Source organism: Robiginitalea rubriflava (assembly GCF_052540725.1).
The window spans coordinates 976,918-989,322 of record NZ_CP199309.1 but is presented as its reverse complement, the minus strand read 5'-3'; the positions used below and the strand labels follow the sequence as shown (position 1 = coordinate 989,322).

At 50.1% G+C, this 12,405-nt stretch carries 10 protein-coding genes; 1 reads left to right on the top strand and 9 read right to left on the bottom strand.

What is annotated here, in order from left to right; all coding sequences use genetic code 11:
- Positions 1-4 precede the first annotated feature (4 nt).
- The 6 genes from ACT6NU_RS04575 to ACT6NU_RS04550 form a co-directional block, all read right to left on the bottom strand.
- Complete coding sequence (locus ACT6NU_RS04575; protein WP_445383282.1) at positions 5-328, bottom strand: gamma-glutamylcyclotransferase family protein; 324 nt, start codon at positions 326-328, stop codon at positions 5-7.
- Positions 325-636, bottom strand: coding sequence for a DUF4286 family protein (locus tag ACT6NU_RS04570; RefSeq protein WP_445383281.1), 312 nt, complete (start codon positions 634-636; stop codon positions 325-327). The genes ACT6NU_RS04575 and ACT6NU_RS04570 overlap by 4 nt, the downstream gene beginning before the upstream one ends.
- A 20-nt stretch (positions 637-656) precedes the next feature.
- On the bottom strand, positions 657-2,441 hold the full coding sequence (locus ACT6NU_RS04565) for a tetratricopeptide repeat protein (RefSeq protein ID WP_445383280.1): 1,785 nt from the start codon (positions 2,439-2,441) through the stop codon (positions 657-659).
- Positions 2,442-2,507: 66 nt separating this feature from the next.
- Positions 2,508-3,779, bottom strand: a complete 1,272-nt coding sequence (serS, locus tag ACT6NU_RS04560; protein WP_445383279.1) for a serine--tRNA ligase — start codon at positions 3,777-3,779, stop codon at positions 2,508-2,510.
- Positions 3,780-3,871: 92 nt separating this feature from the next.
- Positions 3,872-5,194, bottom strand: coding sequence for an HTTM domain-containing protein (locus tag ACT6NU_RS04555; protein WP_445383278.1), 1,323 nt, complete (start codon positions 5,192-5,194; stop codon positions 3,872-3,874).
- Positions 5,194-6,123: a bifunctional riboflavin kinase/FAD synthetase gene (locus ACT6NU_RS04550; RefSeq protein WP_445383277.1), complete on the bottom strand. Its 930-nt coding sequence runs from the start codon at positions 6,121-6,123 to the stop codon at positions 5,194-5,196. The genes ACT6NU_RS04555 and ACT6NU_RS04550 overlap by 1 nt, the downstream gene beginning before the upstream one ends.
- 51 nt (positions 6,124-6,174) lie before the next feature.
- Between ACT6NU_RS04550 and ACT6NU_RS04545 the strand changes: the two genes are divergently transcribed.
- The gene (locus tag ACT6NU_RS04545) at positions 6,175-9,957 is read left to right on the top strand and encodes a zinc-dependent metalloprotease (RefSeq protein WP_445383276.1); all 3,783 of its coding nucleotides are present in this window, start codon (positions 6,175-6,177) and stop codon (positions 9,955-9,957) included.
- A gap of 14 nt (positions 9,958-9,971) precedes the next feature.
- On the opposite strand, the gene pth is transcribed toward ACT6NU_RS04545, so the two are convergent.
- The 3 genes from pth to ACT6NU_RS04530 all read right to left on the bottom strand — a co-directional run bounded on the left by pth (position 9,972) and on the right by ACT6NU_RS04530 (position 12,305).
- The gene (gene pth, locus ACT6NU_RS04540; RefSeq protein WP_445383275.1) at positions 9,972-10,601 is read right to left on the bottom strand and encodes an aminoacyl-tRNA hydrolase; all 630 of its coding nucleotides are present in this window, start codon (positions 10,599-10,601) and stop codon (positions 9,972-9,974) included.
- A gap of 81 nt (positions 10,602-10,682) precedes the next feature.
- A complete protein-coding gene (locus ACT6NU_RS04535; protein ID WP_445383274.1) occupies positions 10,683-11,342 on the bottom strand; it encodes a 50S ribosomal protein L25/general stress protein Ctc in 660 nt (219 codons plus the stop codon).
- 21 nt (positions 11,343-11,363) lie between these two features.
- Positions 11,364-12,305: a ribose-phosphate pyrophosphokinase gene (locus tag ACT6NU_RS04530; RefSeq protein ID WP_445383273.1), complete on the bottom strand. Its 942-nt coding sequence runs from the start codon at positions 12,303-12,305 to the stop codon at positions 11,364-11,366.
- Positions 12,306-12,405 lie beyond the last annotated feature (100 nt).

Genomic DNA, 12,405 nt, shown 5'->3' with positions numbered 1-12,405 from the left:
GCACTTACAGTGTGTTAGTGGGTAAATATACCCATGCTTTTTTACCAGAAGCCAGCTCCAGTTCCCTTCGGAAATACAAACTGGTTTCGTAGGCATCTGCTTTTTTCAATTCGATGGCCGACAGGCTGTAGCACATTCCAGAGACCTCTGACCCTGCCTGTCCCTTCCAAATGGCCGGGTACCGATCCAAAACCGCCTTATCCTTTAAATAATATCCTGCCAGGGTATCGGTGTGCCCGCTAAGGGTACGCCCGAATACGTAAACCTGTACATGCGGATCGCACAGCGTTCCATAGGCGAATAAGTTCTCCTGGCCTTCTTTTTTCAATGCTGACTGATGATTTCCAGTTCGGTTCGGAAAGCTACGCACTTATCCCCAAAACGTTCCATGGAATCCTTGCGCAAACGTGCCGCGTCTTCCTGATAATAGCGTTGGAGGGTGTCCCTGTCCGGGGCCTGGTACTGAACGGCATAGGTAATGCCCCCGGTTTCTTCTTGCACCAGCACCCTGCAAATTTTGGCCTGGCTGAATTTTCCGGTTGCCAGCATATCCGGGATATGAGTTTTTTGCATCCATTCCAGCCAGCTATGCTGAATAGAAGGATCAATGTTGATGGTTACGTTATAAATGTACATCCGGTATTTGTCTTTGTATGCTAATTAACAGGATCGCCCCTTAACTGCCGGAATTTTTTCCGTGCATCGGGGAAAAAATAACTGTCCTGGTACTGAAAAATGATTTGCTGGTAATGTTCCATAGCTTTTGCAGGTTCATTCAGTTGTGTGCGGTATAACTCAGCGAGTCCGTAATGGGCATCGTCTGCCAGAATACCCTGCCCATAGAACTCAATGATTTTGCGGTAACTGAGTGCCGCTTTGGAAAATTCACCTTTTGCAGTGAGTAATTCTGCCTGCATTAAAAGGGCATCATCTTCAATTTTTTCTCCTTTGTGTTGTTGTAAAAGCTCTTCCAGCGATTCCAGGGCCTCCTCGTTTTTTTGCTGATAGGCCAGCAGGTCTGCCCAGGCGAATTTTTTCAGTGCAGTGCGTGTAGAGTCTTCCACCGAATTATCGGAAATCAAAAGGCTCAATTGCATGGCGTCATTGGCGATTAACTGGGAAGTAGAATTGCGAAGCACCTTTAATTGGGTCAGGGCCCAATCAAAATCTCCCTTGTAAAAACTGGTCTGAGCTACCTTATATCGGGCCTGCTGGCCCATCACATCATTTTTCAAGAGTTTTTGAACCTGTGAAAACAGTATCAGTGCTTCATTAAAGCGCTGGCTGAAAACAAGGATGTCGCCCAGGTTTAATTTAAGGTACCCTTCCGTATAATTGGAAACCGGAAGTTCCAGGCTCTTTTTTAAAATAGCCACAGCGCGCTCCGCCTCCCCCAGGCGGAAGGCCAGGAAGTTGGCGAAGCCTACCTGCAATTGTAGCGTGTTTCCCTGGTAACCATAGGTTTCCATCAGGTCTTCATAGGCTTTTTCTGCTGCTGGCAGAAAGCCGGACGGATCTTCCAACAGGCCTATGTCAATAAGGTGCAGCTCCGCATTAAGCCTGCTTACCGGGTCCGAACTTTCCTTACGGACGTATTCAAAAGCGGCACGGGCTGCTGCCAGGTCCCTTGCATCTTCAGCAAGCCGGCCCAGGTTGATGATCCGCTCCAGGCCTTTGCCCTCAGAGCGCCTGTAAATAGCCTTCTCCTGATTCAGTGCGCTCGCGTATTGTTCCTGTTGGATAAAGAGCCAGCTTAGCAATTCATTCCAGACAGGGTCGGGTTTACGCTGGGCACGGGTCAGTAATGTCTTTCGCAATAACTGATTGTTTTCTGCACTGGCATCCGTCGAAACGAACCCTTCCAGTACCCTGTAGATATTGGATTTGGCAGCCGGACGTTGCTCCAGTTGAACCATGTAGGCTTCGAACATTTCTTCAATACGCCCCTGCTCCCCGTATATCCGGGCAATCTGGAAATTAAAGTCCAGGTCGGGATTCAGTTCCATGGCCCGGTTATAGGCCTTCAGGGCATATTCGAGCAGCGTATACCGCTGAAACTTAAATCCGATACCATAGCCGAAATTGGGATTCTGTTCGATAGTGCCTAAGGCTTCCTCATACCAGATTTCCGCCATCTCCGGCTGCTGCTGCAGGCGGTAGGTGTATCCCAGGTCTATCAGCAGTGTGGGGTAAGCCATTCCCGATTCTATACGTGCCTTCAGGTAGGATATGGCTTTGTCGTACTGTTGCAGTTGCTGGTAACAGCTGATGAGTTTTTCGGAATAATCCGTACGGCGCGGATCTTCGCTGACCAGTTTCTCGTAGAAGACAACGGCTTTTTCAAACTCCCCGTCTTCATAATAACGCTTGGCCAGGAAATCTTCCTGTCCAAAAAGCTCTCCCACGGTAAGGCATAGGAGGAGGATCAGGATTTTTTTCATATCGGCACTTTTTCCAAAGATACAAACTAGAAATACACCCCGGCGTTAAGGAGATGATAAGCCTGCTCAGGAGATACGGTCAAAACCGGTATATGGAACCAATACTTCCGGGATATTGATCCCATCCGCATCCTGGTAATTTTCCAGGATGGCTGCCAGAATGCGTGGAAGTGCCAGGGCACTGCCATTGAGTGTATGTGCCAGTTGTGGTTTGTTGTCTGCATCCCTGTAGCGCAGTTTCAGGCGGTTGGCCTGAAAGGCTTCAAAGTTTGAAACGGAACTCACCTCCAGCCAGCGTTTCTGGGCTGTAGAATACACTTCAAAATCGTAGGTAAGGGCCGAAGTAAAGCCCAGGTCTCCCCCGCAGAGCCTGAGGATGCGGAAAGGCAGTTTCAGCGATTCCAGCAACCCTTTTACATGGCCTACCATTTCTTCCAGGGCCGCATATGAATTTTGGGGCTGCTCTACCCGCACTAGTTCCACTTTGTCAAACTGGTGCAGGCGGTTGAGGCCACGCACATGAGCCCCGTAACTCCCCGCCTCTCTTCTGAAACAAGGGGTGTAAGCCGTATATTTCTGGGGCAGGTCGGCATTATTCAGGATCACATCCCTGAAGAGGTTGGTAACGGGTACCTCAGCCGTGGGGATAAGATACAGGTTTTCTTCCCCTACATGGTACATTTGCCCTTCTTTATCCGGTAGTTGTCCGGTGCCAAAACCGGAAGCTTCATTGACCAGATGGGGTACCTGAACTTCGGTGTATCCGGCCTGCGTGTTGTAATCCAGAAAATAGCTGATCAATGCGCGTTGCAAGCGGGCACCTTTTCCTTTATAGACCGGAAAGCCTGCACCCGTAATTTTTACTCCCAACTCAAAATCGATCAGGTCAAATTTTCCGGCCAGTTCCCAGTGCGGAAGCGCTTCGCCTGATAGCTCTGGAACCTCGCCTGCTTCGAGAATTACTTCGTTATCCTCCTCTGTTTGCCCGGCAGGAACCGATTCATGAGGAACATTGGGGAGTTGATACAGTGCCTGCTGCAGGGCTTCCGCTGCCTGGTTCAGTGAATCAGACAGGCCTTTGGAAGCTTCTTTCAGATCTGCAGACTGCTTTTTCAGAAGATTGGCCTCGTCAGCCTTGCCTGATTTATACAGGGCCCCTATTTCCTTTGAAAGGCTGTTGGATTCGGCAAGGGCGCTGTCCAGCCGGGCCTGCAGGCTCCTTCTTTCCGCATCCAGATCCAGGATTTCCTGTATCATGGAATCGGCATCTATTCCCCTTTTCTTCAATGCTGAAGCGATTAAATCCGTTTTTTCACGAAGGAATTGTAGTGGCAACATATCGGTCTCTAATTGAAGCGCAAATTTAATGTTAATTTGTTGAACCTGCCATAGTCTGGAAACGACCCCGGCGGGCTTTTATGGGCAGGGGTTTACTCTTTATTACCGTAGGCCTCCGGAAGGATCCAGCTATGGTGCCCAAAGGGGTCCCAGGGCTCGGAAGCCAGGTCGGTGGTAGGGTCGATAAAGGGAGCATATGGCCTGCGGTTAATCCGAACCTGGCTTTCGACATAGACGGCAATGTCTTCACCCTTTCTGTTGTATTCGCTTTTCAGGTGTTGTGCAAATTGCCAGATAAAATCCGGATAGGCTGCTACCTTGCCGATCTGTTTTTCACTGAGGTATTCCCGCAGATTGACCCTTTGCTCACGGCCGCTTTGCTTGTTTACAACCCGGAACTGAATCCTGCCGGTTCTGCTGCGCAGCATCATTCTCCAACTCATCCGATGGCCTTCCTCTGTCCACAGTACATCCCCTGCTATAAAATGGTGGCGGAGCGGAAGCGCAAGCTGTATCAGGAAATAGCAGCCCAGGCCAATTAGCAACCATTGGCTGTGACGGGGTTTGGCTGGCTCAGTAGCAGCTATAGGCTTTCGCCTGGGGAAAAACTTGCTGCGGATGGTTTCAGGCGGATAGAAAAAGATAATCAGGGCCAGGGAAAGGTATGGGAAAATCCCGATCTGAAAGACAATTGAGTTAAACAGGTGGAAGAATAAAGACAGCGCCAGGGCTATTCCCCTGCTGGGTTTCCAGAGCAAAAGGGGTACGATGAGCAGGTCAAAACCCAGGCCAAACCAGGCAATCCCGCGGTGCACCTCCGGGTATTGCAAAAACTCCCCGATGAGCGGATACCCTGCCTTGGATTCCATCAAAAGTGATATAAAACTCAGGTCCATCCAGTCTGTGTACATCTTTGCAATGGCCGCGTAGGTGTATACAATGAATAACTGTGCGATAAAGAACCAGCGAACCCAGGCATACATGCTGTTGGATTTAAGGGATGGATTATCCCGGCTGTCCAGGGAAAAGGCGCGTTCAGCAGGTAAAAAACACATAAAGGCGCAAAGGAGTACCAGCAGGTAATAATGGTTGTTATAAGCGGTTTTTTGAAGCAAATACGACCCGGTCCAAAGCAAGGTAAAGAGGATAATGCTCAGGCGGTACCGGAAACCAAGGGCAATAAATACCCCCAATAGCCCCATAAGGGCATAGTAGGCAAACATTTGCGGCCCAACCAGGGGCTGCAGCCAATCAAAACCGATAAAATTAAAAGTGAATTCGGGTAATACCAGAGTCCTGCTAACCCAGCCGGTAAGGATGGCCCCGAAACACTCCAGGGAGAGTAAGATTCCAAAAAAAACTCTGAAGAGAACGAGCGGACTGTTATCTACCCGTTTGAAGAGTGGCCCGGACATCAGCGTTTTGCAATTAATTCCAAAGACTGCAGCCTGTCCTTCTCTAATTGGGCCTTGAGGGCTTCAACGGATTCAAATTTTTGCTCATCCCTAAGGCGATCCAGCAGAGATACCCGAAGGGGTTGGCCGTAGAGGTTTTTATCGAAATCAAAAAAATGGATTTCTATATGCTGACCAGTCCCGTCAACCGTGGGGTTGCTGCCGATATTCATCATGCCGTATGTGGTTTTGCCATCTATGCCGGCTGAAACAAGATAAACGCCCCCTGCCGGAATCAGCTTATAATCTGCTGCTATCTGCAGGTTGGCAGTGGGGAAATCGAGCTGTTTTCCGAGTCCCTTCCCCCGGATTACCTTTCCTGAGAGCATATAGGAATAGCCCAGGTACTCATTAGCCGTTTGCAGGTCACCGGTTTGCAGTGCCTTCCGTATTTTGGTAGAACTTACCGAAACTTCATCGATTTCCTGGGCAGGGATCTCTTCCACTAAAAAGTCTAGCAGGTTGCCAAAGGCCTGCAAGTCCTGTATGTTGGCATTACGGTTCCTCCCGAAGCGGTGGTCATAGCCGATAATTACTTTTTTTGCATGCAGCACCCCTACAAGTTTATCCCTCACAAATTGGGTGGCCGTAAGCCTGGAAAAGGAACGGGTAAAGGGGTGGATCACCAGGCAATCCAATCCTATTTCCCTGAGGATATCGGATTTTTCCTCAATGGTATTGAGCAATTTGAGGTTGCTGTCTTTTTGCAGCACCATCCGGGGATGCGGGAAAAAGGTGAGTAAGGTTGCCTGCATTCCATGGGAGCGCGCATCTGCAATCAGGCGATTCAGAATTATGCGGTGCCCGATGTGCACCCCGTCAAAGGTGCCAATGGTCACCACGGCAGGTGTTTTTATATCGTAATTGGGCAGGCCCTTGATGGTTATCACAGACTCAAAATAATAAAAAAGGCTTACTTTTAGCGCAGGAAATCTTCGTTGATGAAGACAAAATTACGTCTTGTTTTATCAATTCCCATATTCTTTGCCTGCTTTTATGGAACCTCACAGGATTTGCAGGCAATCTGGCAAAGGGCAGACCGGGCTTCAGAACAACTGACCCTGTCTGGCGAAAAAGTAAGGAATACGGGTGGGCAGGCCTTTAAAATGCAGGCTGAGAGGCTGGAGACTGCCCTCAAACCATTGCAACAGGGGCAGGCCAGTATTGTTTTATCTTTTCCGGACGCCTCCGGGACCCTGAGGCGCTACCAAATTGAGGAACGCTCCGTCCTGGCCCCGGCACTGCAGGAGAAATACCCGGGCATCCGATCGTATGTCGGAAGGGGGATAGATGGTTCTGAGCACCGGATACGTTTTAGCCTGACCCATAAAGGATTTCAGGGGATCATACACAAGGTGGGAAGCAACAGTGCCACTTTTATAGAAAAGTCCGGTGTGCAACCCGACAAGTACATACTGTTTAAAAGAGGAGATCTCGAAAAGCAGATGAAAAGCTGGAAATGCGAAACCCTGCCTTTGCTGGAAAAATCTTCCCCGGACTTCTTTACCGCCAAATTAGCTGACGACCAAACCCTGCGCCGGTACCGACTGGCAGTTGCCACTACAGGTGAATACACTCAATTCCACGGAGGGACGGTTCCGGATGCCCTGGCGGCTATTGCAGCCACCCTGACCCGCATTAATGAAGTATTTGAAAGGGATTTGGCCATAAACCTGGAATTAGTTGCCAATAACGACCAGGTTATCTATACCGATCCGGCAAGCGATCCCTTTGGGGGGAATTTCAGTGCCGAGGTACAGACTACCCTGAATACCGTAATCGGCAGCGCCCAATACGATATTGGCCACCTGTTCCATCAGGGAAGCGAAGCCGGGAATGCCGGTTTTGTGGGGGCGGTGTGCCAGGATAACCGCAAAGGCTCCGCTTTTGCGGCAACCCCGTCTCCTCAGGGAGACCGTTTTGACCTGGATTTTGTAGCCCACGAAATGGGGCATCAATTCGGGGCAAACCACACCTGGTCCTTTGATTCCGAAGGAACGGGGGTACAGGCAGAACCTGCAAGCGGTACAACCATTATGGGATATGCCGGGATTGCCCAGGGTAACAATGTGCAACCCGCCGGAGATGATTATTTCCACTATTACAGCATTTCGCAAATTTTCCAGTATATAGCGGGCACCAGCTGTGCAACGGAGGTTTCCCTTTCCAATTCGCCACCACAAATCACTCCTTTACCCGACTACCATATCCCGCAGGGAACGGCATTTGTCCTGGAAGGGCTGGTTTCTGACCCCGATCCTTCAGATGTGCTGACCTATGCATGGGAACAGGTAGACGACGGCCTGGTTACCACCACTTCCTTCGGACCGCAAAACCCCAGTGGTGCTAATTTCCGATCACTGCCACCCGAGTTGACGCCCGGCAGATATTTTCCCAGGCTTGCAAGGGTCGCCAGCGGAAACCTGACCCAGACAGAGCCCCCTATTAATTCGGCATGGGAAACCGTTTCCACTATTGCCCGGGACCTGAACTTTGCCCTTACGGTACGGGATAATGCCGCTGGAGGTGGTCAGGTAGTTTCCGATTTGGTACGGGTAAGCGTGGAGGCAGATCGGGGACCCTTTACAGTCCTTTCACAGGCCAGCCCGCAAACCTATGCGGCAGGGAGCGTACAAACGATTAGCTGGGATGTTGCCGGAACCACGGCTGCCCCCGTAAATGCACAACAGGTAGATATATACTATTCGGATGACGGGGGCCTTGATTTTTCAACCCTCCTGGCAGCTGAGCTTCCGAACAACGGGATGGCATCGGTTCAGGTGCCGGCTACCCCAAGCACTCAGGGCCGCTTTATGGTAAAGGCGAGGGACCAGATATTTTTTGCCGTGAATGCCAGCAATATTACAATTGAAGAGCAGGCCTTTGTGTTGGATTTTCAGGAGTTAGCCCAATCAGTTTGCCAGCCAAACAATGCCCAGTACAGCCTTACGTTTAATACCTTTGGGGGCTTCAATGAGGAAGTTACCCTGAGTACTGTGGGGCTTCCTGCAGGGCTCTCTGCTTCCTTTTCAACCAATACGGTGCAGGCTGACGGAACCCTGGTAAGTCTTACTATTTCCAATACGGCCGCGCTGCCACCCGGGCTGTATACGTTTACAGTGAACGGTACAAATGGCAGTATTTCGGCAGACATTCCGCTGGAACTACAGATCAGCTCCGGGAGTTTTTCGGATGTGGTCCTGACCGCTCCGGCCGATAATTCCCTGGATGTAGCGCTGCGTCCGGTATTCAGCTGGCAGGCCAGTGACAATGCAGAGGCTTATCAGCTGCAATTGGCAACGGATGCGGCCTTTTCCAGTATAGTGGCAGATCAGGTGGTGTATGGTACCTCCTATAGTCCGCAAACCCTCCAACCCGATACCGACTACTTCTGGAGGCTTAAGGCCATCAACTCCTGCGGGGAGGGTGCCTTTGGCAGTGCCTTTACCTTCAGGACGATCAGTACGGAATGCCGTACCCTTGCAGCCCAGGGCTTACCCCTTACTATATCAGCCAGTGGGACTCCTACTGTTGAATCCTCCGTGACCTTTATAGATGACCTGCCCGTAACATCGGTAAGCCTGGACCTGGACCTGGCTCACAGTTTCCTTTCAGATCTGGTGATCACCCTAATTTCGCCATCAGGTACCGAGGTGACCCTTATAGCCAATTCCTGCGGACAGGCCAATGACGTAAATGCCACTTTTGAGCAGGGGGCTGCCCCATTTGTATGTGCCAATAACCCGGCTATTTCCGGAACCGTAAGGCCGCTGGGATCGCTTGATTCTTTTACAGGGGAATCAAGCCTGGGAACCTGGACCCTGCGCATAGAAGACACGATTCCGGCAGACGGAGGCCAGTTAAACGGTTTCTCACTGCAATTATGCGTTGAAGGCGCTTTCCGCCCGGATGCGGACGGGGATGGGGTTTTTGATGATGGAGATGATCTGTGCCTCGGAACCCCTCCGGGAACGGAAGTGGATGAAGACGGTTGTCCGGTATATCGCTTTGCCCCCGATCAGTTTGAGATCAGCACTACAGCGGAAACCTGTACAGGTGCAAATGACGGGAGCATTTTGGTACAGGCCAGTGAACCGCTGGACTACAACATTCGCATCCTCGGTCCGGGAACAAATGTGAACGCCTCTTTTACCACTGTTTTTGCACAACCGGACCTGGCCCCTGGCACTTATCAGCTATGTATCGATGGGACGGATGGCAGCATTGTTTACGAGGAGTACTGCGTGGATGTGGTGATTCAGCCACCACCATTTTTTGAAGTAACCGCCTTACAAAGCCCTGACAGCAAAACGGTGGAGCTGTCCCTGAGTGGCTCGGACAGCTATCTGATCCGTTTGAACGGCCAGGAACAAACCGTCAATGGGCCGGCCTTAACTCTGCAGCTGCCCGACGGGATCAATACCCTGGAAGTAGAAGGCATCCCCATCTGCAAAGGCACATTCCAGGCTACCTTCCTGAGCGGGAGTAAAATTTCTGCCCTCGAGAACCCGGTTACGGATGTACTAGAAATATTCATTACCCGGGCGGATACCCTGGTGGATATCAAAGTCTTTGATACGGCCGGGGCGCTGCTCTTGATGCGGGAAACACAGCCTTCCGGAAATACGGTACAAATATCCCTGGGAGGGCTTCCTACCGGCCTCTATTTTGTTCAGGTAGAAAACGGGAGGCAAAAACGGGTGCTGAAAATCCTTAAAAGATAAAGGGAACAACGTAATCAGGTCCCGTTAAACTGGTTCATGGTTATTTTGGGCCCTGCAAGGACAAAGGACTCAAGCAGTTCAACAGACCGTTTAAGCCGCTCCGGCAGTTTTTCCAACTCGGTTTCATCCCACTCCCCCAGCACATAATCTACCTGCCTTCCCTTGCTGAATTCGTCACCAATTCCGAAACGAAAGCGGGCATAGGCCGTAGTCCCGAGAACCTGCTGAATGTCTTTAAGCCCGTTGTGCCCCCCATCGCTTCCCTTGGTTTTCAGGCGCAGCGTCCCAAATGGGAGGTTGAGGTCATCGGTGATGACCAGCAGGTTTTCCAGCGGGATGTTTTCTTTTTCCATCCAGTACTGTACTGCTTTCCCGCTGCGGTTCATATAGGTGGTTGGCTTTAAACAATAGATGCTGCGACCTTTGATCCGGATATTTCCTAGATCGCCCAGGCGTTTGCTTTCAAAAGTAAACTCCCTGCTATCCGCAAAAGCATCCAGGACCTTAAAACCAATATTGTGGCGGGTTTTGGCGTATTCGGGCCCGATATTTCCGAGTCCTGCGATCAGATATTTTTTCATAGGGGGTATTGCTTCTGCTTCGGAATCTGTTTTCTTAAATATTCTTTGAAATAGGGACCACATGTAACTATTATCCTAAAATACAAAAAGCACCCTTATCGCCTTTGGGAGATAAGGGTGCCTTAATGAATACTTATCTAATACTTATTCTGCAGCTTCAGTAGCCGTTTCTTCGGAAGCAGCAGCCTCAGCTCCTTCAGCAGCTCCTTCTTCTCCTTCAACACCTTCTGCGTCTTCATCTTCCTCAACCACGATAGCCGTACGGGCAGTTTTAACCTGTACTACCACTGTAGTATCCGGGTGGAGGATGGTAAAATCATCGCTCTTCAGGATTCCCACGGTGATGTTATCCCCAATTTTCAATTTGGAAATATCCACATTGAAGAAGTCTGGCAGGTTGTCCGGCAGAGCGCGGATAACCAATTTGCGTTTTCTGAACAACAGACGCCCCCCGTTTCGAACCCCAGGAGAGTTGCCGAGCAGGCGAACCGGGATTTTCAGGGTCACTTCCTTGTCCGGGAAGAGCTGGTAGAAGTCTACGTGCAGGATGGCATCCGTAACCGGATGAAATTGAATATCCTGCATAATGGCGCTGATCTTCTCGCCCTTGTCCATCTCAATTACCACGGTGTGGGCATTGGGAGTGTACACTAAATCTTTGAATGAGATTTCATCGGCTGAAAAGTGCAATGGTTTCTCCCCCCCGTATACCACGCAAGGGACCTTTCCAGCATTACGTAAGGCCTTGGTCGATGCCTTGCCCACGCTTTCTCTTTGTGATCCTTGGATTGTAATTGATTTCATTATCTAAGTTTAATTAATATGCTACATTAAAAATTTGGAAGAGATAGAAGTATTGTGATGTACCCGGTGCATTACATCTGCAAATAAATCGGCACAGCTCAATACCTTTACCTTCTCACTTTTTATTTCGATTGGGATGGAGTCTGTAATGATCAGCTCCTCCAGTTTTGATTTTTCGATGCGTTCATAGGCATTGCCCGAAAGCAGCCCATGGGTGGTGATGGCCCTCACGCTTTTGGCGCCGCGCTCCATCATCAGGTCTGCCGCTTTGGTGAGCGTTCCAGCCGTATCTACCATATCGTCTACCAGTACCACATTCTTATCCTGAACGTCCCCGATGAGTTCCATATGGGAAATAACATTGGCCTTGGCCCGCTGCTTGTAACAAATCACTACATCGCTTTCCAGGGCTTTGGAATAAGCATAAGCCCTTTTAGAACCCCCCATGTCTGGAGAGGCAATCGTTAAATTATCCAGCCCAAGGCTTTTGAGGTAGGGCAGGAAAAGGGTAGAGGCAAATAAATGGTCTACCGGTTTTTCAAAAAAGCCCTGTATCTGGTCTGCGTGCAGGTCCATGGTTACAATTCGGGTAGCTCCTGCGGCCTCCAGCATCTTGGCTACCAATTTGGCAGCAATAGGAACCCTGGGTTTGTCTTTGCGGTCCTGGCGAGCCCAACCGAAATATGGCATCACAGCGGTGATGTGACGGGCCGAGGCCCTTTTTGCAGCATCCAGCATCAACAGCATTTCCATCAGGTTTTCCGGACCGGGATGTGTAGACCCGATTACGAAAATACGGGCCCCGCGAATAGACTCTTCATAAGAGGGTTGAAATTCCCCGTCACTGTAACGGGAAAAAATAACCTTCCCCAAATCCGCCCCATAGGCCTTGGCAATTCGCTCGCCTAGCGCCTTGCTCTGGGTGCAGGCAAAAATCTTGGGTTCCGGTACCGTATACGACATTACAGCAACTTTAAATAATTGGGCTAAGTCCCTCTTTTAAAAGGAGGTGCAAATTTACACATTTATTTGAGTTGCTAAAGTATATTTAAATGGAATTTGA